Genomic DNA, 23,042 nt, shown 5'->3' with positions numbered 1-23,042 from the left:
GCAGAGGGCTGACCGACGCCGTAACACGACGGAAACAATAGGGATACGCCTGGGCAACTCCGGCCCCATAGCGTCGCGTCCAGCCTAGCCATGCGGCGGAACCACGCCGCCCCGGTATTGAAATCGTGTGCCAGGAGGACGTGTTGTTCGCCAATCCCGAGGAACTCCTGCGATACCTCAAGGACGAGGACGTCAAGTTCGTCGACGTACGGTTCTGTGACCTGCCCGGCGTGATGCAGCACTTCAACATGCCGGTCGAGTCGTTCGACGACAGTGTGGTGACCGACGGCCTCGCCTTCGACGGATCCTCGATCCGCGGGTTCCAGGCCATCCACGAGTCCGACATGATGCTCCTGCCGGACGTCACCACGGCCTTCATCGACCCGTTCCGGATCCAGAAGACGCTGGCCCTGAACTTCTTCATCCACGACCCGTTCACCCGCGAGCCCTACTCGCGCGACCCGCGGAACGTGGCCAAGAAGGCCGAGACCTACCTGGCGTCGAGCGGCATCGCCGACACCGCCTACTTCGGCGCCGAGGCCGAGTTCTACATCTTCGACTCGATCCGCCACTCCACCGCCGCGCACCAGTCGTTCTACTACATCGACTCGATCGAGGGCGCCTGGAACTCCGGCCGCGAGGAGGAGGGCGGCAACCGCGGCTACAAGACCGCGTACAAGGGTGGCTACTTCCCCGTGGCGCCGGTCGACCACTACAGCGACCTGCGCGACGCCATGGTCCGCCGCATGATCGACGTCGGCTTCACCGTCGAGCGCTCGCACCACGAGGTCGGCACCGCCGGCCAGGCCGAGATCAACTATAAGTTCTCGACCCTGCTGCACGCCGGCGACCAGATGCAGATGTTCAAATACATCATCAAGAACACCGCCTGGGAGCACGGCAAGACGGCGACGTTCATGCCGAAGCCCCTGTTCGGCGACAACGGCTCGGGCATGCACACCCACCAGAGCCTGTGGCTGAACGGCGAGCCGCTGTTCTACGACGAGACCGGCTACGCCGGCCTGTCCGACACGGCCCGCTGGTACATCGGCGGCTTGCTGCACCACGCGCCCAGCCTGCTGGCCTTCACCAACCCGACGGTCAACTCGTACCGTCGCCTGGTGCCCGGCTACGAGGCCCCGGTCAACCTGGTCTACTCGCAGCGCAACCGCTCGGCCTGCACCCGCATCCCGGTCACGGGCAGCAACCCCAAGGCCAAGCGCGTCGAGTTCCGGGTGCCCGACCCGTCCTCGAACCCGTACCTGTCGTTCTCGGCCCAGATGATGGCCGGCCTCGACGGCATCAAGAACAAGATCGAGCCCCCGGCCCCGATCGACAAGGACCTGTACGACCTGCCGCCCGAGGAGTGGGGCAGCGTCAAGCAGGTGCCGGGCTCGCTGGACGCGGTCCTCAACAGCCTCGAGAACGACCACGAGTTCCTCACGGCCGGCGGCGTCTTCACCGACGACCTGATCTCCACGTGGATCGACTGGAAGCGCACGAACGAGATCGACCCCGTCCGCCTGCGCCCGACCCCGCACGAGTTCGAGATGTACTACAACGTCTGACCCTCGCTAGGCCCATGACCAGCGGAAACACTCGCTGACTAGATCTTGGGCACAACGCGGGCACAAGTTGAGAAACGGCGGTCATGCTCGGCTCCCAGCCGACGTGGCCGCCGTTTCGCGTGTGCCCAGCGCGCCGTCGACCAGGGACCGGGTCCGATCAAGCGCGTCCGGCCACTCGTGCACGTACTCGTTGAGCGTCACCGTCGGCGTGGAGTGGCCGAGTGCCAGCTGCACCGTCTTGACGCTCGCTCCGGCGTGAATGAGCAAGGTCGCGTAGTAGTGCCGCAGACCGTGGAACCCCCATCGCAGCGGCAGCCCGACCTTGGCCCGCACCGGCGTCCAGGTACGCGAGAAGTAGAGGCGATCACCGGGCGACCGTCGGCCCCGCGGAACACAAGCGCGGCCGGACGGCGTGTCGGCCGTCGCGGGTCAGTGTCGTCGTCCACCTCAATCGGATCCGCCACGTCGGCCAGGTGTTCACGCAGCGCGGCCGCCACGACATCCGGCAGCTCCACGGCTCGAACGCTGGTCTTCGTCTTCGGCTGGCCCAGATAGGGAGGCCGGCCCTTGTGAGACTTGACTTCTCGGCCATGACGGCAGCACGACGCACGTTTCGGAGGGCGACAAGGAGAAGCAGCGCGTCCGGAAGACCCGATCCGTCGCCGAGCAGACGGGCAGCCGGAACCTCGGAAGCCTTTGCCCAAAGCCACGCATGACCAAGTGCGAGGTTGTGGGGCGGTTGCGGCTCGTTGACGGTCATGGCGACAAGGGTCCACGATTCGTGGATCCGCGCGCCACCTCATATGGCTCGGAAGCCACAATTAATCGATCGGCAGAGGCTTGGAGTATCGGTAGTCTGCCGGTGTGAAATCGACCGAGATTCTGGTCGCCTTCTCGCTGCCGGATTCCGGGCCGCTAGGGAACATCTGGCGCATCACGGCGAAGAAGACCGACTTCTACGTCGACCCGCTGGGCCAGGCAAGTGTCTTCCACCTGTCCGCTCACGGGCCGAACGAAACCAACCCTGGACACCGCTTCCATGTCCGCGTCGACAAGAGGGCCGCCTCGGCAGTGCATGCGCGAGGAGATTTGGTCGTCTTCAACTTGCCGCGCAAGGGTCGGTCGTTCGACGGCCAGAAGCTTGCGCCAGGAGTCTTCCGGGTAGCGCGCATCAGATGGACGTGGCATCTGCAGCGGCCCCGCTTCCGTCAAGCAGCTGCGCTGCCCGGCCCCGTGCCCGATATCGTCGAAAACCAGTTCGGCGCCAGGCTCGGGAGCCAGCTCGGCCCCAACGAAGCCCAAGACTTGGACCTCGTTCTCTCCTACGGTGAGCCGTACTGGCCAGCGGGAGAACAGTCGGTCCGCGACAATTCCCGGCTGGGGCCGCTGCGTAACAGCGCCGGCATGTGGTTGACCGCGACCTCCTTCCGCCGGTCGCATATGACAGCCCCCGCCCCGGAAGGACTCGACCCTCCGCTGCCCCAACCGGGCGAGGAGCCGAATCGGATCATGGGCGGTGCGCCAGCCGGTGAGGACGATGGCGAGATGTACTGGTTCGTGGAGACGATCACTTCGCGGCAGATTATTCAGGCATCCCGGGCGGAATAAGTCAGCTGACCCGTTCCGTGTCAAGGAACGATCATGGGGGGTTACCTTCGGGACTCAACATCTTGAGCTGCGACAACTGTCCACGGACGTCCGCAGGCATCCATCCTGGGCCAGCATGGTTGTCACCCATTTAGTCACCCACGCCTCCATCGTCAGGGGTATCCGGTTCTTTAGCACTCCCTCGCAGCGCACTGAGGATCGCGACTAGGTTGCGAGTTCGATCATGATCGATGATTGTCCAGCAGATCAGCGCCAGAACAAGTGCGCCGGTCCCCACGGCAGCCAGTAACGCTGGACGCCCTGCAGCAGCCACAGCGCCAACCGCGCCACTGATCCAACCGAAAGCCTGTGTACCCACCGCAGCATCCCTCCGCTCTGGTCTCACCAGGTTGGCAAAATCGCTGCTGGACCGATAGTTTTCCTTTGATACGCCGCTAATACTCACCAGGTAGCTGCTGGATGGATCATGAAGTCTCGCAAGCGAGTCCGGCCGACGGCCCGCACCGTGCCAGTGCATTTGGTCGTTAACCCAGGTTCGGCCGATCTAGTTCCTGAATGGCCAGAGTTCATGGCCGACTTCGGCGAGTTCGTCGTGAACTTCTCGCTGGCGGAGCGCGACGGGCATCTTCGTCCCGTGAGAGTTGACTTCGCAACCTCTGGAGGGCGTGGTGCGATCACATCCGCCAGGCTTCGACAGGTCGAGCTGGACAAGATGGTTCAAGCTGCCCGCCTAGTGCTCGCGGACGCCGTGAAAGACCTGGCACTTCCGACTGGCGTTGAGCCTCCCCCCGGCTGGTACGCCATGTACGGGGGTCGAGGCGGCCACGTGAAGGCAGAAGACATCGTCCGCGCGCGGCGACTAGCTGAGGTGTCAAGCCGTGGCCGGCTTCGTCGAGGTCGCACTGGGTATCCAGCGGAGCACTACGAACAGGTCGCACGGCTGTATCTTGAGCTCTTGTCTAAAGGACACCAAAAAAGCATTCTAAACCCGTTAGCGCACCAACTGTCTCTGCTTCGAGGCGAAGTTGTGCCCTATGAAACAGTTCGTACCTGGGTAAGAAAGGCGCGCGAGTTGGGCTATTTGACTCGTGGGCGACCTGGAAGCGCGGGAGCGGAGCCCGGTCCGAACCTGACTCCTTGACCCCCAGGCAACTTATGATCTTGAGTGAGCTTGGTCAACATATGACCGACCTGCTGATTCCCGTCCACCGACGTCCAGAGTTGTTCGTCGTGATGGCTGGCGATTGTCACCCGGTTAGTCACTCACCAGCCCTCGCACGGCCCCGTCTTCTATGCATCAACCCGCTTGTCGGACTTGACTGGAGACTTTGCATGCCTTTCACGCAACGGCTTGGCTGACCGACCCCCACCGGGAACTTATTAGCGGATGCCACAAATCTTCAGTACATCTTCGACAAGCTTTGCGGAAACTTCGGAAGTCGAGATCATTTGATTGGTCGTCGAATAGAACAAGTACGTTATAAATAACAGTGCGGCACTTTGAGCCATTCCAAGAAGTAGGGATACGCGTGCCGCTCGCCGCCAACTAGCGACTGGACTTTCCTTTTTCGCAACAATCACTTTAGTATCAATAAGCGCGCTTGATACAGAAAATTGCTCGGGCTTACTCTCGGTGATTGCGCTAAAAGTTAGTGCGTCGCCTCGTTTCAATAGGCTTGGGGTGACTCTAATGAACGTCCCCTCGGTTGAAATACGAGTTGACGCGGAGGAGCCGACTCCCACTAGAGTAACTATTCGACCCAGATCAATCACAAGTGGAGCGTTTTGGTCGAAATCCTCAGACCGGATGTCATAACGCCCTGACGACAGTATCTCTACGGTCGTGATAAATGGGTTGCTTACTACGTGATTATTGACCTCAACTAAGACTGAAAGGCTGACGTCGCCTTCCGGTGGAACTAGTGGTGCGCCTCTGCTGTGCTGTACTTGAAGAACTCTCCTAGCCGGAAAGACTGCTTGACGAGCGTAAATCGCAGCTGCTAGCGCAACGAAAACCCCAATTGCCGCCATGGAGACAGCGAGAGCGTTGTAGGGGGCGCCGCTGAAGAGGTCGATAGCCGCTATCACGAGCACGGATGGTACGTGGTCGATACGCCTGAAGCATAGACGAATTCAACGTCAAGCTCACCTTGACAGGGATCCCAGGGAGGAGTCGGTGAAGGGGTGGCGGCGCGCGCCCTCCTGCGGGCAGGCCACCGGCCTGCCGCTTGACCCCTGGCCCCGTAGGGTCGCGGAGGCTCCGCCGTCCAGGGCGGCCGGTTTATGGCCGTCGCTTGCGACGCGAAGCGCCCTTGACGGTGGAGTGGCGGCCCGGACACCATGCGCGCCGCCACCCCGAAGCCCGACGGGCCGTAGCTCGCCCTGCGGCCCGGCGCGGTCTCCCCGGCCGCGTCGCCTAGGCCACCCCAGTCGGTGGCCGGCTATCCCTCCTCGGCCCAACCTTCCTATGGACCTGGCGCTGCCGCGGCCCGATCCGCTTCTGCACGCCAGCCGACGGGCTGCCTGCGTGGCCGTCGTGTGCGCCAGCTAAGCGACGGACGCGCGCCCAGGCGGCGGCGTGAGCGGCCCGCTTCGGGCCGCTTTAATTCCGTACAGAAAATTTAGACAGGACCCGTCGAGATTCATGTCGAGTCTCAGGACCCGCATGACAGATCGGTATCAGGACGTGCGTGACACTCCGCCGAGTGTTGGTGGAGATCAGCGTGACCGAACAGCGGTATCGGGCAGGTTTGGATGTGCGAGCGGGATCGACGGTGACCGACGTTGCGGCTCGGTTCGGTGTCTCTCGGCCGGCGGTGCATCGGTGGCTCGGCTGGTATGAACAGGAGGGCCTGGCCGGGTTAGCGGATCGCTCGAGCCGGCCTCGGTCGTCACCGGCTCAGACAGCTCCAGAGGTGGAAGCGCTGATCTGCGAACTGCGCCGGACTCATCCGCGGTGGGGTGCCCGTCGGGTGTTGTTCGAGCTCGGCCGTGCCCGTTGTCCCGGCCCACTTCCGTCCCGGATCACGGTGCATCGGGTGCTGGTGCGGCATGGCCTGGTCGATGAACGGCCTCGCCGTCGCCGTCGGGAGGACTATCAGCGGTGGGAACGAGACCGGCCGATGGAGCTGTGGCAGATGGACATCGTGGGTGGTGTCCTGCTGTCTGACGGCAGAGAAGCCAAGGTCGTGACCGGGGTGGATGACCATTCCCGGTTCCGTGTCATCGCCGCGTGCCGAAGGCCACCGGCCGGGCGGTCTGCCTCGCCCTGGCCGCCGCCCTGCGCGAATACGGCATGCCGGACGAGCTGTTGACTGACAACGGCAAGCAATTCACCGCCCGGTTCAACCAGGGCGGTGGCGAGGTGATGTTCGACCGGATCTGCCGGGAGAACGGCATCACCCACCGACTCACCAAACCCCGTTCACCAACCACGACCGGCAAGGTCGAACGGTTCCATCTGAGCCTGCGCCGGGAACTGCTCGACGACCATCCGCCATTCCCCTCAGTCACCGACGCCCAAGCCGCGATCGACACCTTCCGCCACGAATACAACACCAACCGGCCCCACCAGGCGCTGAACATGGCGTTTCCCGCCGACCGGTTCCAACCCGCCGGCGGCGACGGCATCGCGTTGCGGCTGCCCCCGTCCCTGGCCACCGCAACACCGGACACGGCGCCACCCGTGCTTGCGCCGCCTGCGACCCCGGAAGCCCTGGCTGCAGGACGAATGCCGGTGAATACGGCGGTCGAGCTGACCCGAACGATTCCGGCATCGGGGAACCTTGCAGTCAGCGGACAGCAGTTCTGGCTCGGCCCCGCCCTGGCCGGCCGCGAGGTGGTGTTGTGGGCCGACACCAACGTCGTTCACCTGATCCTCGGCGGAGTCCGCCTCAAAACCGTGCCGTCGCGGTTCAGCGTCACTCAGCTGCATCAGCTGCTCGCCGACGGCGGCCGACCAGCTGGGCCGCCGCCGATCAGCGCCGCCCCGCCGAAGCCTGGCGCGGCTATCGAGGTCGAACGGACCATCAACGCCGCCGGGCTACTCGCGCTGGCCGGACGGCAGTTCTCGGTCGGGTTCCACCTCGCCGGACAACGTGTCACCGTCCGCGTCGACCGGGGTGTCCTGCACCTGCTCGGCCCCGATCGCGTCGTGCTGCGATCGCTGCCCAACCCGCTCACCCACGCCGAGATCTCCCGCATCCGCGACGCTCGTCCCGGCGGCCCAGCACCGACACCTATCACGGAGCCGCTAAAAGTCGACCGCAGAGTCAGCAGCCGCGGCAGCATCAGCATCGCCGGGCAGAAGATCCAGGTCGGCATCGGTCACGCCGGCCGGACTGTTGCCGTCGAGCAGGCCGACACCACGTTCCGGGTCTACGACGCCGACCAGCTGCTCGTCGAAGTCATCCGCACCACCCCCAAGCAGATCGCCCGGTTCAAGGCCCGAAAGCCGGAGCCGCCTCGTCAGCGGCACCGACACGCCACCGAGCCGCCCCTGCAGCCCTGAACAACACGCCATGAACGACGATCACCGCATGACCACCAAGCCGTGGACCGGAGACGACGAGCGGCACAACGACGCCTGTCACCACCGATGGCTCAAGGACCGCAACCGCCAGACCAACGAACCGAACTACTCCGAGAACTGGTACGACGAGCAATGCGGAGGATGCACGTTCTGGATCGCCTTGCACGGCCGTCTCGGAGCCGACTACGGCGTCTGCTCAAACCCAGCCTCGGCCTTCGACGCCCGCGTCCGATTCGAACACGACGGATGCGACGCCCACACAGAACGAGACGACGGCTCCTTCGGATAACCTCGCCTTCAAAGATCTAGCCGGACGGGTCACCCACGTCCCGAGACAGATCCGTCACGGACGTCCTGAGACTCGGCACCAGACCACCTGTAGATCGGTGAGAACTTTCTCTACATCTTCAAGGCGCGGTCCGGGATCGACGCCTTACCGCTTCGCTCCCGGCGTCGACCCGGCCGCGCAGACCAGACCCTCAGCCGGACACGACGAAGCCCCGACCTCTTCGTCTGAAAGATGGCCAGGGCTCCGAGCACTCCGAGGCGAACAATGATCGCGACCACGCTTGACGCGTATCCCCACCATCAGGGCTATGCAGACTCCACTTTGGGTGTCCGTGCTGGTGGCTGGCATGGGCGTGCTCGGCACACTGGGCGGCGTGCTGATAACGCAACGTCGAGCCGACAAGCGTGAGAGCGAGTCACGGGGGCGGGAGCGCGAGATAGAACGCGAACGGTGGCGGCGGGAAGACGTCGCCCGAGCATTCGAGCACCGTCGAGAGGCTTGCGTGGAGTTTCACGCATCAGTCCGTTCTGCGCGCGACGAACTCTTTCGAGAGTTTCATCCTGCTCCCACCGATGAGAGTCGTGCGATAGAACTCGGCAGGGAGGCGTTTAAGAGGTACACGACGCTGACCTTGTACAGCTCACTGGAGCTGACTAACTCTGCGACCGAAGTTCTTGCTGCACTGAACGACTTGCATACGGTCACGTTCAACGGCGGGGGGCCAGACCGGTATGAAGCATGGAAGAAACTTCTCAAGGTTGAAGAGCGTCTTTTCCTTCTGATCCGGAAGGAGTTGGGTGTACAAGACGATCCGACTGCCACGGTTGAGCAGCTGTAGGGCAACACCTGCCTCCGGCGGCCGGGGCTCTGCCCCGGGCCCATAAGAGTCTGGTGCCTCCGGCGGGCGCTCGGGAGGAGACTTCCCGAGCCGCGCCAGAGGCAATCAGACCAGCCGCCGGCTGGCAAGCGGTGGAACGTTGCTTGCCAGCCGGCGGCTGGCCAGATTGGGCTACGCCCGCGCCCCGGGAAGCCTCTTGGCCTCTCGCTGGTCAAGATCATTGGGCACATCAGCGGCACAACCCAGCAAGAAAACCACTGTAAAACGACAGCAATCAATGACAGCCGTAGCCGCAGGTCAGCGCGCTGTTCGGAGCCATTCACCATGGTCGCGGCTTTCCGTTGATTGGTTCGAGATGTACTACAACGTCTGACGGATTCAACTAGAAACGGCGGTCACGCCCGGCTCCGGCCGGGGTGGCCGCCGTTTCGGTTAGCTTGAGCGCTATGACGCTGGACGCGTTTCGTCTCGAGGCCGAGAGCCTGAGCCGGGCGGTGGCCGACCTGTCCGAGCCGGAATGGAATCGGCCGACGAGGTGTGAGCCGTGGACGGTCCGGGAGTTGCTGGGCCATCTCCGGGTCGCGGTTGCCTGGCTGCCGGGCATGCTGGCGGCCGAGAAGCCGGACCAGGCTGAGATTTCCGCGGTCGAGTACTACCGGCCCGACGAGCGATTCGCCGCGCAGACCAACTCGGCCCGGATCGACTTGGCGCGGGACCATGCGGCCGGGCTAAGCGACGGCGCCGCGGTCGTCGCGGATTTCACGGCGACATGGCAGCTGGTGGACGACCGGTGCCGCGCCGAGCGGGAGGACCGCGTGGTGCGCACCCGGCACGGGGACGCGATGCTGCTGTCGCAGTTCCTGCTCACCCGGGTGGTCGAGCTCGCCGTCCACGGCCTCGACCTGGCGGACGCCCTGGGCCGCGCTCCCTGGATGACGCCGCGGGCCGGCGATGCCGTGACAGAGCTGATGCTCGGCCGGGATTGGCAGAACACCCTGCGAGAGCTGGGCTGGGATCAACTGGAGTTTCTGCGCAAGGCGACCGGGCGGCAACCACTCGAACCCGCAGACGTCACCCGAGTCGACCAGCTCGGCGTCCGATGGCTCACCCTGGGCTGACTTAAGGACCGCGCGGTGTGTCGTCCCAGCCGTACAGCCATGCGGTGGTGCCGGGCGCGGCTGGTGGCAGCTCGCCCCGGACAAGGCTGACGATGGCATCGGCGAGGTCGGCTACCGGGGCCGAGTCGATCGCTGACGCGCCCCGGAGGAAGACCGGGTGGCCGTCGAACGAACACATAGTCGCGCGCAGCCAGGATCACCGCCACTGTCTTGCTCAAGAGGAGCCCCGATCGCAGAGTGCGGCCAGGATAAACGGATGCGTCGCCAAGCCCTCCGGCCCTAGATTGCCGGGGATGGACCTTTCCCAGCTCGGCACGCCGACCGGCCCGATGACCCGTGTCCACGGCGGTTACGCCAACCGGATGTATCGGCTCGACACCGAGCTGGGCTCGTTCGCGGTCAAGGAGTTGAACGTCCTCGATCGCCGCTACGCCTATCGGGCGCAGGATGTGTTCCGGTTCGAGCGGGCCGCCTTCGCCGCCGGGATTCCGATGCCTGAGCCGATCGCGGCCGACGACCGCACGCTCGTCCACCGGTGGGTCGAGGGTGAGAAGGTGCCCGAGGAACCCGTGGCACCGTCGTACGCGTTCGAGATCGGTGAGATCCTCGCCCGCCTGCACGCGCTCGATGTGACGTGGACGCACGACGCGGGAGAGGAAGCCATCCCGCGGGATTGGTCCGAGCTCGCCCAAAAGGCAGTGGCGACCGGGCAGCCGTGGGCCGGCGAGCTCAGTGCCCAGGTCGAGACGTTCGAGGCGATCGCCGACTTCGTCGACACCTGCGAGCGGCCGGGTCCCGTGGTGCTGACCCACAAGGACATTCAGCCGTGGAACCTGCTGGCCAGGGAGGGGCGGCCGGTGGTGCTCGACTGGGAGCTGTCGGGGCTGCTCGACCTCTCCGGCGAGCTCGGTTCGACCGCGCTGAGCATCTCCCAAGAAGAGCCCGCCGTTTTCCGTGCGGTGCTCGACGGCTACGTCGCGGGAGGCGGGAAACTGCCGCCGCCGGGGCCGAGCTGGTTCGTCTTCATGGTCGGGGGCTGGCTCGGGCACACGCGGTGGAACGTCATGCGCTGCCTGGCCGGGGTCGAGGCCGGCGCCGGACCCGAGCTCGCGCTGTCGCAGGAATCCGCGGGCAACGGCGTACGGGGTCTTCCTGGCCTTTTTCGTCGACTGCCCGAGCTGGAGGCGCTGCTCAGCTGACGGCGTCGAAAGGCCCCGCGTACGCGAACCGGCCGCGCAACGCGGAACTGAACGTGGTCAGCGGGCGGGCCTGGAAGTACTGACCCCACTCCGGAACCGGTGGCGTGATCGCGTACTCCTCGGCGAGCCGGAACCCGAACCGGGAGTAGTAGCGGGGGTCGCCGAGCAACACCACCAGCGGCTCGTCGAGGGCGTCGGCCGCGGCCAGCACGGCGTGCATCAGGGCCGAGCCGACGCCCCGGCGCTGGTGATCGGGGTGGACGCTGAGCGGGCCCAGCCCGAGAGCCGGCGCCGAATCCACGTGGGCGCGGGTGCACAGGACGTGCCCGATGACGTCGTCGCCGTCGAGCGCCACCAGGGAGAGCCGCGGCAGCCACGCGTCGCTGATGCGCAGCTCATCGACCAGGGTGGCCTCGGCCGGGAGCCCGGACGGCCCGGCGAACGCGGCCGCGGTCACCTCGTGGACGGCCTTGGCCCGGGCCGGAGTCTCACGTTCAATGATCATGAGAAGGGGCTGACCGGGCGCTCCACGGGCGAGCCGTCGAGGACGATGTCGACGCGCTCGTTGAAGAAGCAGAGCAGGTCACGAATCTTCGGAATCTCGGGGATCGGGTCGGGATAGTTCCACGCCGCGTCGGGCAGCGCCGGATGCGACCAATAGCGGGCGACCCCTTTGTACGGACAGCGGCTCACCGTCTCGCTCGCGGTCAGCAACTCGCTGCGTACGTCGTCGAACGGCAGGTAGAAACGAGTCGGCAACGATGTCTCGAACAGCAACACCGGACGCGTGCTGTTGGCCACCTCCTGCCCGTCGATGAACACCTGAACCCGCCGCGAGCTGTGCAAGGTGTCGACGCGATGCCGGGGCGAGCGGGCGTGCACGAAGACCTGCTCGTCCTCCTCGTACCAGTCGAGCGCCTCCCACGAGAACGTCACATGCCCCTTGAGCTGCTCGAACCGGTCATCACTCCAGGCCGCGTCCTCGACCCGGCGCCCGCCCGCCACCACCGACCAGCGCCCCGCCGTCGTCTCGGTCAAGACCTTTTCCCGTACGTCGTCAAGGGGAACGAAGTAGGTCGGGAAGCCGTGCGCGGAGATCTCGTCGAGCAACCAGGCCCGGCGGCTGTCGGCGATCACCGTGGGCCCCAGGCGCACCCGCACCCGGCGTGGCGTCGGCTCGACAACGGGCGCGGGCGGCTCGAACTCAGGCATGAGTCCGGCATACACCGATCACCGCGATTTGGAAACCGGAAATCACGTACGCCACGTCGGGTCCCCAAGCGCACCCCCACCGAACGCGAGGCTCACCGCGGCCCGGGCGGCCGGAACGGCCGTAGCGCGCGACCGGGATGTTCCCGGTGGTCCGGCTTCACAAAGGCAAAGGCGGGATCAGCCGCGCGATGGCCGCCTGCCCGGCCTCGTTGGGGTGGTCGCCGTCCGGGGCCAGCAGGGCCGTCGCGCCGGCCGGCCCGTGGAACGGCGGCTCGGTCGAGACATACGTCGCGCCCGTGGTGACCGCGGCCTTTCGCAGGGCGGCGTTGATCAGTCCGGTGGCCCGGGTCGCGTTCCGCACGCCATCCGGGCCGTAGGTGGCCGCGCCCACATCGCCGTCCTGCATGACGTTCCAATAGCCGAGGACGATCACCCGGGCTTTCGATCCGATCGCCTCGATCGTGGCGGTCACGTTGGACTCGACCGCCGCGGCCGTGGTTGCGTAACGCGACGGGTCATCGAACACCACGGCCATATCGTTGGCGCCGATCATGAGAATGACCTCGGACGCCGAGAGCGCGGCGGCGGGGACGGCGGCCCGTACGTCAGCCGAGGTCGAGCCGGGCACGGCCAGGTTGACGTCGGTCGCGTGCTGGGACCGGGAGTAGAGGGCGGGGAACGGCGTACAGCCGCAAGCGGTGCCGGCCGGGACCGAATCGCCCAGGGTGACCACCGACGGGCGGGCGGGTGCGGCGCACGCGGCCAGGCCCAGCAACAAGATCAGAACGGCGAGTCGTCTCACGGCAGCGGCCGGGCCAGGTGGGCCGAGAGCCAGTCGAACGCGGGTGCCTCCAGCTGACGCCACACCGCGCTGCTGTGGCCGCCGCGCGCGATCACCGCCGTGGTCAGGGAGATCGGCGCGCGGGCGAAAGCCGTCAGGCGGTGGGAATCGCCGGCCGACTCCTTGTCGTCGGCGGCCCACCCGAGCCAGAGGGCGACTGGCGGCCGGGGCAGGTGGCGCAGTCGCCAGACCGGATTGTTCGTGGTGTTCTGTGAGCCGTCGCCGATGTCGATGCCCGGCTCGGCGTAGCCGGCCAGGCTCGCGGCCGCGGCGTACCGGGTGGGGTGACGCAGCAGGAGGTTGGTGGCGCAGAACGCGCCGGCCGAGTAGCCGGTCAGGCCCCAGCCGGCCCGGTCGGTGCGGATCCGGTAGTGATCGCGGGCGAACGCGGGGACGTCGACGGTCAGGAACGTCTCGGTCTGGGCGCCGTCGCGCAGGTTGGTGCACTCGGTGTCGAGCAGGGGGCGCGGCGTCTGGGTCGGGAACAGCACAACGGCCGGGGCCATGCGGCCGGCGGCGATCTCACGGTCGAGATAGGACTGCACGTGGAGCTTGCCGAGCCAGGTCTTGGGGGTGCCGGGGTAGCCGTGCAGGGCCTCGATCACGGGGAAGCGGTCGCCGTCGGGATAGGCCGCGGGGAGGTAGACATACATAGGAAGGCTTAGTCCGCTTTGTCCGCCGTGGACGGTGACCGTGAGGAGCTGACTGCCTTCGCCTCCACGGGACGACAGTTCGGGAACGTCGGATTGGGGGAAGGCGCCGCTGACGCGGTTGACCTGAACGTACACGGTGGCGAGGAGGCTGATCACGGCCAGCAGGACAAGTGCCGAGCGGCCGAGCCGGCGAACCCGGTCCCAGCCGGCCGCCAGCAGGACGGCGGCGATGAGCAGGCCGCCCGACGAGAGAAGAGTGCTCACGACGGCATCCCAGCTCGAGCGGTCGGCGGGGTATCGGTGGCGCCGAGGGTGTGGGCCGGAGGCAGGCCGGCGGAGGCGGTGCGAACCGGGGCTGCCGAGGGCAGGGTCAGCGGGGCGGTCAGGGGCGGGGGCAGGTCGGACGGGGAGGCACCCGGAGTGCCCAGCGTGACCAGGGAACCGCTCAGCGGGCCCACGTCCACGGCCCAACCCGCGGCGGTCACTCGCAGGTCGCGGCGCAGGGCAGCGGCGAGGGCCTGAAGATCCTGAGGAGTCGTGCGGCCGGTCGGTTCGACACTGACGGTCACTGCTTCCGGCGTACGGGAAGGAACTGACGAAAGCAGAACCGGGAACGCCACCCCGGGCCGGGAGCGGTAGTCGGCAGGCAGGGCCACCGTCGGCGGGCCCACGAGATGCCACGAGGCCCAGCCTGATGGCCGCCAGGTGAACGTGCCCGCCACCCGATCGTCGAGCCCACCCGCCCGCACCCGCTCCTGGTGGACGGCCGTGCCCGTGTCACCGGCGAGGGCCCGCCACGACGGGTAGAACTCCTCGTGCCGGTTGACGGCCAGACCCGCGGACAGCACCAGGGCGGCCTCCAGCAGCAGCACGGCCGCGATCCGTGGGATCACGCGCAGGCGGGGCCACAGCCGCACGACGGCGCCGCCGAGGATAAGAGTGATCAGCGTGGCCAGCAGCAGCAACGGCACACCGGTGAGGCTCACGACACGAGCACCCGGTCGGCGCCGCGGGTCAGGCGCGGCGGCAGGAAAGCCTCGGCCGTCAGCGCGGCCACGGCGATGCGGGGCAGGTCGCGGGCGGCCGGGAAGCACAGGTAGCGCGGCACCCAGGCCGGCAGATATTTGGCGTTCGCGCGGTACAACGACTCGATCTGCCACAACCGGGAAGCGGCCCGCAGCAACCGGTGCCACAACCGCAGCACCGGCCCGGCGCCCAGCTCGTCGGCCCGCGCGAAAACCGAGCGCAGCACCGCGAAGTTCAGCGACACCCGGCGTACGCGCAGATCTTCTCCGGCCTCCAGAACGGCCACCACCATGAGCTCGGTCAGGCCGTTGTCGGCGGTGCGATCACCGCGCATCAGGTCGAGCGACAGGCCGTCGTCACCCCACGGCACGAACTGCAGCAGGCCGCGCAGCTTGCCGCAGGCGTCGTGACAGAGCACTAGCAGGCAGTCGGCGTCACGCGGATCACCGAGGCGGGACAGCGCCATCGAGAACCCGCGCTCGACCGGCCCGTCGCGGAACAGCTCGGCCGCGTGCACCGCGTCGCGCAGCTCGGTCCCGGTGAGGTCGCGCTGCCGGGCCACCCGGCACACGTAGCCGGACCGCCGCATCCTGTTCACGGCCTGCCGGACGCCGCGCATCGGCCGGCCGTTCAGCGAGAACGCCGCCGTCTCGACGATCGCCTCGTCACCCAGTTCGACAACATCCAGACCCTCTTTCCGGTACGCCCTCCCGGCCGCGTTCCCGCAGCCCAGGACGGCCGGGGTCCACCCGTGACGGCGGGCGTCACCGAGCCAGGCACCGATCGCCTCGGGCCACGCCGACTCGGGACCGATCGGGTCGCCAGCGGCCAGGCTGACCCCGTTGACGACCCGGTAGGCGATCACCGCGGCCCGGTTCGGCGACCACATCAACGACTTGTCGGCGCGCGACGCGAAATAGCCGAGGGAGTCCTGATCCCCGTACCGGGAGAGCAGTTGGCGCAGGTGTTCCTCGCCCTCCCGCTGCGGCCCGCGCGATCCCGGCCGCAGCAGCAGAACCAGGGCGACCCCGGCCGCGAGCAGCCCGCAGGCACCGGTCGTGTACGCCACGAGCTCGGCCGCGAGGTGATGCCGGAACGCGACCGGCCCGTCCATCCCGATCAGGCCCAGCGCCGCCTCCTCAGCCCAGGCGGCGACCCCCGGCGTGCCGGCGAGGTGGTCGGCCCGGATCGCGATCTCGAGGAATCCGAGCCCGAAGCCTGCCAACCCGAAACCGGCCAGGGCCTTGAGCGCCCGCCACCGGTTACGCCGATCGGCCAGGGCGGTGAACCTGTCCCGCGTGACCAGCAACATGACGAGCAGAGCGCCGGCCACGACCGCGGCCGCATAGTCGAGCCCCTTCACCAGATGCAGCACGATCGACGCCCCGGCCAGCACGACCGCCACCTGCCAGGCCCGGTGCTTGCCCCGCCGCAGCCCCGCCCCCAGATAGATCAGCAACAACCCGGCCACGACGGTGCCCGCCCGCGCCGTGAGCACCCCGGCCGCCGGCACGAACTCCATCACCGTCCGCATCCGGCCGTGATGCGGCGGCGCAACCCCGGAAACCACATCGAGGAGACCGGCCACCTGCACGATCCGCGCGACGCCCCGTCTCGCCAGCGGCGCCCGCTCCCACCCGTTCCGCACCATGACGCCATCCTCTGTGCGCCCGCTGTGGAACAGCCTGAAAACCACCTGTGGGAAAGCTCAACGCCTCGCCGCGAATCATGACCGGCCTGTGGGTCTGGGGCGAACGGTGGTTGAGGAGATCTGCGGGCCGCTTGATGTCACTTCACACGGCGGTGCTGGCGGGCCACGAGTTGGTCGTAGTCGTGGTGGTCGTCGAGCCAGGCGCTGAGGAAGGGGCAGATCGGGACGACCAGGCGGCCCTTGGCCTTCGCGTCCTCCATGGCCGCGCGGGCCAGCTCGCCGCCGACGCCCTGGTGTTCGTGGTCGGGCTCGACCTTCGTGTGCGTGTAGGCGATCACGTTGCCGGTCACCTGATACGTGATCACGCCGAGCAGGGTGCCGTCGTCGTCGCGGGCCTCGAAGCGGTCCTTCTCCGGCACGTCCGTAATCTTCACGACCCCCATGAAACCACGCACGGCGGAACAGTAGCGTCGGGGTGGTGCAGACCTTTCTCCCGTACGCGGACTTTGTCGCCTCGGCCCGGGCGCTCGACGCCAAGCGGCTCGGTAAGCAGCGCGTCGAGACCGTGCAAGTGTTGCGGGGGCTGGTCACTCCGGGGTACGGCTGGCGGCATCACCCGGCGGTGAAGATGTGGCACGGCTATGAGGAGGCGCTGGTTCGCTACGGGCTCGACTTCGTCGAAGTCTGGACGGCGACGGGTCGGGCCGACACCACGGCCGCGACCCTGCTGGCGGATCTCAAAGCCGAAGGCGACATCCGTACGCAGGAGGAGCTGGCCAAGGCCGGTGAGGTGCCGCCCTGGCTGGGTGACCCGGCCGTGCACATCAGCCACCAGTCGGCCCTGCTGCGGAAGGACCCGGAGTTCTACCGGCCGTTCTTCGGGTCCGACGTGCCGGACGACCTCCCGTACGTGTGGCCGGCCTCGGACCGTCCGGGACGTATCTCGCCGGTGTGAGCCGCCCCTCCCAGGTGTCATCACTACTGGGAGGTCGTCCATGAGAGTCACCGGACTTGTCATCTGTGCCCTGCTCGCCTTGTTGGACCTGGTGGGTTCGCTGCCCATGGGGGACGTCCAGCCGCCGGTCGGCGTGATCGTCGTCGGGCTGGTGCTGGGGCTGATCACGCTGGCCGCGCTGGTGCCGGCCTGGCGGGGCAACCGCCGGGCGCTGCAAGTCGTCGTCGGCTCGCGAGTGTTGTCGGCCCTGCTGGGCATCGGCGCGTACTTCGACGACGCCGCCCCGACGTGGGCCCGCATCGGCGTCACGGTAGCCATGCTTCTGACCGCGATCGCCGTCGTGCTGGTGCTGCCGGCGCTCCGCCCCAGCCCGCAGCTCGCCGAGTAGGGCGCGGCGGGTCGCCGCCGTGTGCGGCGAGCGGGCAGAATCGTACGAGTGGAAATTGCGGTGCTGGGGCCGTTGGAGCTGCGCGGCCGCGCCGTGCCGGGGGCGCGCCTCGGTGCGCTCGTGGTCCTGCTCGCCCTGGAGGCGGGGCGGGTGGTCTCGGCCGACCGCCTGATCGACGGCGTGTGGGGTGACGAGCCGCCGGCCGCCGCGGGCAATGCCCTGCAGGCGCTCGTCTCGCGGCTGCGCCGGGCCGCGCCCGAGCTGGTGGTCGAGGCCACGCCGCACGGCTATCGGCTGGTCGTCGCGCCCGAGCAGGTGGACGCGCACGTCTTCGTCGGCCTGGTGACCGCGGATCCGGCCGCGGCGCTGCGGTTGTGGCGGGGCGACCTGGAGTTCCCGGAGGCGGCCCAGGCCGAGGCCGTGCATCTCGAGCAGCTGCGGCTGCTCGCCCTCAAGCAGCGGATCGCCGGCGAGCTGGGCTCGCGCGACGTCGTGCCCGAGGTCGAGGGGCTGCTGGCCGCCCGCCCGCTCGACGAATCGCTGGTCGCGCTGCTGATGCGGGCGCTGCGGGCCGTCGGCAACCCGGGCCGGGCGCTCGCGGCGTACGAGTCGTTCCGGGTCCGCCTGGCCGACGAGCTGGGCGCCGACCCCTCCCCCGAGCTGCGCGAACTGCATCTCGACCTGTTGCGGGGCGAGAAGCGGCGGGGCAACCTGCCCGCCGAGGTGAGCAGCTTCGTGGGCCGCGAGTCGGACGTCTCCGCCGTACGGCGTCTGGTCGAGACCCACCGCCTGGTGACGCTGCTCGGGCCGGGCGGCAGCGGCAAGACCCGGCTGTCGGTGGAGGCCGGCGGCAAGATCCCGGGTGAGGTGTGGCGGGTCGAGCTGGCCCCGGTGACCGACCCGGCGGAGATCCCCCAGGCCGTCCTGACCGCCCTCGGCCTGCGCGGGCACGCCGTGCTCGACCGGCCGGGCCAGGCCGCGCGCACCGGGCTGCGGGAGGCGCTGGCCGGCCGCACGATGCTGCTGATCCTCGACAACTGCGAGCATCTGATCGGTCCCGTGGCCGAGGTCGCCGACGAGTTGCTGCGGGCCGCGCCGGGGCTGACCCTGCTGACCACGAGCCGCGAGCCGCTGGGCATCGCGGGCGAGCGGCTGCATCCGGTCGAGCCGTTGGCTCTCCCGCCGGTGGGTGCGGGTGCGTCGACCGCTGCCGGCTTCCCCGCCGTACGGCTTCTGCTCGATCGCGCCGCCAGTTTCGCGCTGACCGAGGAGAACGCCCCGGCCGTCGTACGGGTGTGCCGGGCGCTCGACGGCATGCCGCTGGCCATCGAGCTGGCCGCCGCCCGCCTGCGCACCCTGCCCGTGACCGTGCTGGCCGATCGCCTGACCGACCGGTTCCGCCTGCTCACCGGGGGCAGCCGCACAGCGCTTCCCCGCCATCAGACGCTGCGCGCGGTCGTCGACTGGAGCTGGGATCTGCTGGCCGAGCCGGAGCGGCGGTTGTGGCGGCGGTTCGCGCTGTTCCAGGGCGGCGCCGACCTGGCCGCCACCGAGCTGGTCTGTGACACCGATGTGGACACGCTGGCCGCCCTGGTCGACAAGTCGCTGCTGGTGCTCGGCCCGGACGGCCGTTACCGCATGCTCGAGACCATTCGCGAGTACGGCCTGGAGCGGCTGACCGAGGCCGGCGAGAACGAGTCGCAGCGACTGGCGGTGGCACGCTGGCTGCTCGAGCTGGCGGGCACGGCCGACCCCCATCTGCGCCGCCCCGAGCAGTTGGTGTGGCTGTCCCGGCTGGCCGTCGAGCACGACAACCTGATCGCTGCGGTGCGGGCCGCGATCGAGGCCGGCGACCGGGCCACGGCGGCGGCGCTGGTGGCCCGGCTCGGGTGGTACTGGTGGCTCAGCGGGCACCGGCCGGAGGGGGCGGTGCTGGCGGCGGCCGTGGCCGGGATGCCGGGTGACGCCGACGGCGAGGACATCGCGCTGGCCCACACGTACGCGGCGATCAACGGGCTGGAGGGCGGGCTGCCGGTCGACCGGGTCGAGGCCGATTTCCGGGCCGCCCAGCTGCTCACGGCCGGACGGGAACCGAAGCACCCGGCGCTGCGCCTGATCCCGGCGCTGGCCGCGATCTTCGACGAGGGCGGTCACTCGGAGGGCGGGTTCGCGGTGATCGAGCCGCTGTTCGACGACCCCGACCCGTGGCTGCGCTCGGTGGCCAAGATGTTCGTGTCGCAGCTGCGGCTCAACTTCGGGCACGGCGCCGACGTCGCCGAGGCCGAGATGCGCGAGGCCCTGGCGGGGTTCCGCGGGATCGGCGAGCGCTGGGGCATCGGGTTCGCGCTGAGCTCGCTGGGCGACATGGCCGCGGCCAAGGGCGATTTCGTGCAGGCGGTCAGCTGGCAGCGGGAGGCGATCGCGCTGGTCCGCGAGGTGGGCATCCGCGAGGACCTGCCGCAGATGGAGGTCAAGCTGGGCCACCAGTTGTGGCTGGCGGGCGAGGTCGCCGAGGCGCGGGCCGCGCTCAAGCAGGCACGGCAGGGTGCCGAGGAGGTCGCGCTGCCCGAGGTGACGGCCTCGGTGGCGTACGGGACGGCGACGTTCGCCCGGATGGAGGGCGACCTCTCCGAGGCCCGCCGCTGCATGGACATGGCCGTCGAGATGATGCGTCACCCGGCGGCCATGCCACAGTTCAAGGCCATGGCGATGCACACCCAGGGGCTGATCGACGCGGCGGCGGGTGACCTGGTCACGGCCCGGCGGAGCCACACCGACGCCGTACGGATGGCGGTCGAGTCGCGGGATTCGCCGGTGATCGCGCTGACCCTGGTCGGGCTGGCCGACCTCGAGCTGCGCGAGGGCAACCCGGAGCGGGCCGCTTTCCTGCTGGGCGCCTCGGACGCCGTACGGGGGTCGCGGGATCTCTCGGTGCCGGACGTCGAGCGCATCACGTTCGAAGCCCGCGCCGCACTGGGCGACGCGGGCTTCGACGAGGCCTATCGGCGGGCGGCCGGAACGACGATGTTCACGGCCGCCGACCTGCTCTGATCAGAGGATCCGGCCCAGCCGGAGGAAGACCGTCTCGCCGGTGGCGTCGTCGATCGCGTCGTTGTCGGTGACGGCGTAGGTCTGCCCGTCACCCGCGATCGCGAGGCCCTCGACCTTGTCCTGCACCCAGCCGTTGTCGGCCTTGAGCAGCGGCAGCAGGTCCTTGACGAGCTTCTTCTGGACGGTCGGGGTGCCGGTCCAGGTGGCCGGGACGTCGAACTTGTAGACCTTCTTGATCGACGCTTGCGGGCCGCGCTGGTTGTCGCGCTCGATGACCGCGAACATGCCGTCGACCGCGACGATCTCGGACAGCCCGGTCCAGCCGATCGGGGCCGTGTCGAGCGGGTAGAGCAGCCACGACCAGGCGCCGGTCTTCAGGTCGAGCTTCCCGATCCGTACGACGTTCTGCGGGTCGGTCTTGAGCGGGCGCTGGACGGCGACCCACACGCTGTTCCCGGTCTCGGTCACGCCCTCGAAGCCGTTCGTGGTGACGGCGGCGGCGATGTCGGCCGGCAGCGGGATCTCCTGCTGGACGGCGCCGCGGGCGTCGAGACGTACGAGAAGGTTGGGGGTGGCCGCGGAACCCTCGCTGGCCAGCCAGTAACCGCCGGCCTTGCGGGCCACGATGCCCTCGGCGTCGTAACCGACCGGCTTGCCGTCCTTCGTGACGGTGAGCTGCTTGGTGATCTGGGCCGGGCGGCGGGCCGTGTCGATCGTCAGGATCCGGGTCGGCGTGTAGGCCGAGTCGGTGACCGAGACGAGCTGCGAGCGCTTGCCGGGCACCGCCGACAGGGCCGACAGCGTGCCGAACGGGATCAGGTCGTCCGAGACGATCGACGGGAACTGGCCGTGGCCCACGCCGAAGACCTGGATCGAGCCGCGGATGTTGGCGTCGGGGTTCTCCTCCTCGCTGGAGACCACGACGAGCCCGCGCGACGGCACCGCGACGACGCCCTCGGGCGCGTTCACGGTCGGCAGGAGCTGCCGGAACTTCGGCTTCCAGGGGTTCGACACGTCGTAGACGGCGGTGAAGTTGCCGCGCTCCGAGTTGACGAAGACGTACGGCGTCCGGCCGATCTTGGCGAACGCGACGTTCTCGACCTCGATGCCCTTGGCGTCCGAGCGCTTGTCCGGGTAGAGGCCGTGCTCGACGGCGATGTGCTCGAGCGAGTTGCCCGCGTCCCAGACGACCTTGCCGTCGCGCGAGAAGATCGTCCAGCCGCGCGTGCCGCCCTGCCAGTCGCCCTCGTTGGCCGCGGCGAACATCGAGTCGTTGATCCAGGTGACGCCGTCGGGCTCGCGCTTGGCGGTGATCGAGCCGTCCAGCGTGATGGTGTCGTCGTCCTTGGTGTCGACCTGGTTCACCGTGACGGTGCCGGCCGAGAAGTGCTTGACGACCTTCTTCGAGGCCAGCGACACGACCGCGATGTGGTTGTTCTCCTGCAGCGTGACGACCGCCTCGTCGCGCGAGTTGACGCTGACGTACTCGGGCTCGGGATCGGTCGGGCCGACCGCGGCGATGCCGGTCAGGTCGACCTTCGAGGCCTTCCACGTCCTGGTGTCGATCACCGACAGGTAACCGGCCGGGAGCTGCGGGATCGCGCCGTCGTTGACGTCCTCGTCGCGCTCGTTCTCGATCGCCACCGCGATGTAGCGGCCGCTCGGCGCCACCGCGACGGAGTCGGGCTGGCCGCCCAGGTCGATCGTGCGCACCACCTTGCGGCTGCGGTCGTCGACCACGACGAGCTTGCCGGACGGGTCGGTGAAGCTCGCGCTGGTGTTGACGCCCGCGAGCAGCAGGCGGCCCAGGTGCGCGACCGAGGTGGGCTCGCCGTCGAGGGCCAGCGTGCCGGCCGGCTTCGGCTTGCCCGGGTCGGTGATGTCGACGAAGCCGAGGCGCTTGCCCGGGCTGTCGGTGTAGACGACCGTGCGGCCGTCCTCGGTGACCGTGGAGATCTCGGCGGCGGCCGTATCGTCGATCGACGAGTTCAGATACGCGGGGAACGTGGAGAGCCGCTTGAATTCCGTTTCCTTCTGATGGGCCGAGGCGGGCGCGGCGACGAAGGTCGCGGCCAGGCCGATCAGGGCGATTGCCGAGCGTTTACGCATGCGCT

17 protein-coding genes and 2 pseudogenes are annotated in these 23,042 nt (G+C 68.3%); 10 read left to right on the top strand and 9 right to left on the bottom strand.

What is annotated here, in order from left to right:
* The first annotated feature begins 143 nt into the window (after positions 1–143).
* Positions 144–1,568 carry a type I glutamate--ammonia ligase gene (gene glnA / locus JKJ07_RS19205; protein WP_202992961.1) on the top strand — a complete coding sequence of 475 codons (1,425 nt, stop codon included), beginning with the start codon at positions 144–146 and terminating at the stop codon, positions 1,566–1,568.
* A gap of 81 nt (positions 1,569–1,649) precedes the next feature.
* Here glnA and JKJ07_RS19200 read toward each other — a convergent pair.
* Positions 1,650–1,916 (bottom strand): annotated as a pseudogene (locus tag JKJ07_RS19200) (tyrosine-type recombinase/integrase); the annotation flags it as partial.
* A gap of 516 nt (positions 1,917–2,432) precedes the next feature.
* Here JKJ07_RS19200 and JKJ07_RS19195 point away from each other — a divergent pair.
* The 6 genes and pseudogenes from JKJ07_RS19195 (at position 2,433) to JKJ07_RS19170 (ending at position 11,151) form a co-directional block, all read left to right on the top strand.
* Positions 2,433–3,176: a hypothetical protein gene (locus JKJ07_RS19195; protein ID WP_202992960.1), complete on the top strand. Its 744-nt coding sequence runs from the start codon at positions 2,433–2,435 to the stop codon at positions 3,174–3,176.
* Positions 3,177–5,893: 2,717 nt separating this feature from the next.
* Positions 5,894–7,686: pseudogene (locus JKJ07_RS19190) on the top strand (IS481 family transposase).
* A gap of 10 nt (positions 7,687–7,696) precedes the next feature.
* Complete coding sequence (locus tag JKJ07_RS19185) at positions 7,697–7,996, top strand: DUF3027 domain-containing protein (RefSeq protein ID WP_202992959.1); 300 nt, start codon at positions 7,697–7,699, stop codon at positions 7,994–7,996.
* A 307-nt stretch (positions 7,997–8,303) separates the two neighbouring features.
* Entirely contained in the window at positions 8,304–8,834 is a 531-nt protein-coding gene (locus JKJ07_RS19180) for a hypothetical protein (protein WP_202992958.1), read from the top strand.
* Positions 8,835–9,280: 446 nt separating this feature from the next.
* A complete protein-coding gene (locus JKJ07_RS19175) occupies positions 9,281–9,952 on the top strand; it encodes a maleylpyruvate isomerase N-terminal domain-containing protein (RefSeq protein WP_202992957.1) in 672 nt (223 codons plus the stop codon).
* A 293-nt stretch (positions 9,953–10,245) separates the two neighbouring features.
* The gene (locus JKJ07_RS19170; RefSeq protein ID WP_202992956.1) at positions 10,246–11,151 is read left to right on the top strand and encodes a phosphotransferase family protein; all 906 of its coding nucleotides are present in this window, start codon (positions 10,246–10,248) and stop codon (positions 11,149–11,151) included.
* Here JKJ07_RS19170 and JKJ07_RS19165 read toward each other — a convergent pair.
* From JKJ07_RS19165 to JKJ07_RS19135, 7 genes are all read right to left on the bottom strand, one after another.
* Positions 11,144–11,656 carry a GNAT family N-acetyltransferase gene (locus JKJ07_RS19165; protein WP_202992955.1) on the bottom strand — a complete coding sequence of 171 codons (513 nt, stop codon included), beginning with the start codon at positions 11,654–11,656 and terminating at the stop codon, positions 11,144–11,146. The two genes, JKJ07_RS19170 and JKJ07_RS19165, sit on opposite strands and share 8 nt — an antisense overlap.
* A complete protein-coding gene (locus JKJ07_RS19160) occupies positions 11,653–12,363 on the bottom strand; it encodes a DUF427 domain-containing protein (protein WP_202992954.1) in 711 nt (236 codons plus the stop codon). Before JKJ07_RS19160 ends, JKJ07_RS19165 begins: the two co-directional genes overlap by 4 nt.
* A gap of 157 nt (positions 12,364–12,520) precedes the next feature.
* A complete protein-coding gene (locus tag JKJ07_RS19155; protein ID WP_202992953.1) occupies positions 12,521–13,165 on the bottom strand; it encodes an SGNH/GDSL hydrolase family protein in 645 nt (214 codons plus the stop codon).
* Complete coding sequence (locus JKJ07_RS19150; RefSeq protein WP_202992952.1) at positions 13,162–14,121, bottom strand: alpha/beta hydrolase; 960 nt, start codon at positions 14,119–14,121, stop codon at positions 13,162–13,164. The genes JKJ07_RS19155 and JKJ07_RS19150 overlap by 4 nt, the downstream gene beginning before the upstream one ends.
* Positions 14,118–14,843, bottom strand: coding sequence for a hypothetical protein (locus JKJ07_RS19145; RefSeq protein ID WP_202992951.1), 726 nt, complete (start codon positions 14,841–14,843; stop codon positions 14,118–14,120). The genes JKJ07_RS19150 and JKJ07_RS19145 overlap by 4 nt, the downstream gene beginning before the upstream one ends.
* On the bottom strand, positions 14,840–16,534 hold the full coding sequence (locus JKJ07_RS19140) for a phosphatidylglycerol lysyltransferase domain-containing protein (protein WP_202992950.1): 1,695 nt from the start codon (positions 16,532–16,534) through the stop codon (positions 14,840–14,842). Before JKJ07_RS19140 ends, JKJ07_RS19145 begins: the two co-directional genes overlap by 4 nt.
* Before the next feature lie 137 nt (positions 16,535–16,671).
* Positions 16,672–16,977 carry a GNAT family N-acetyltransferase gene (locus JKJ07_RS19135; RefSeq protein WP_202993310.1) on the bottom strand — a complete coding sequence of 102 codons (306 nt, stop codon included), beginning with the start codon at positions 16,975–16,977 and terminating at the stop codon, positions 16,672–16,674.
* A 35-nt stretch (positions 16,978–17,012) separates the two neighbouring features.
* Here JKJ07_RS19135 and JKJ07_RS19130 point away from each other — a divergent pair, with 35 nt between their 5' ends.
* Genes JKJ07_RS19130 through JKJ07_RS19120 form a run of 3 tightly spaced genes read left to right on the top strand, consistent with a single transcriptional unit; the run spans position 17,013 to position 20,928 of the window.
* A complete protein-coding gene (locus tag JKJ07_RS19130) occupies positions 17,013–17,489 on the top strand; it encodes an MSMEG_6728 family protein (protein ID WP_202992949.1) in 477 nt (158 codons plus the stop codon).
* Between the two features lie 40 nt (positions 17,490–17,529).
* Positions 17,530–17,877, top strand: a complete 348-nt coding sequence (locus tag JKJ07_RS19125; RefSeq protein WP_202992948.1) for a hypothetical protein — start codon at positions 17,530–17,532, stop codon at positions 17,875–17,877.
* A 48-nt stretch (positions 17,878–17,925) separates the two neighbouring features.
* Positions 17,926–20,928, top strand: coding sequence for an AfsR/SARP family transcriptional regulator (locus tag JKJ07_RS19120; RefSeq protein ID WP_202992947.1), 3,003 nt, complete (start codon positions 17,926–17,928; stop codon positions 20,926–20,928).
* Here the strand turns inward: JKJ07_RS19120 and JKJ07_RS19115 are convergent, their stop codons facing one another.
* Entirely contained in the window at positions 20,929–23,037 is a 2,109-nt protein-coding gene (locus JKJ07_RS19115; protein ID WP_202992946.1) for an esterase-like activity of phytase family protein, read from the bottom strand.
* Positions 23,038–23,042 lie beyond the last annotated feature (5 nt).

This window comes from Paractinoplanes lichenicola (assembly GCF_016785085.1).
GTDB classification, from domain to species: domain Bacteria; phylum Actinomycetota; class Actinomycetes; order Mycobacteriales; family Micromonosporaceae; genus Actinoplanes; species Actinoplanes lichenicola.
This window is presented reverse-complemented; position numbering and strand designations above follow the sequence as displayed.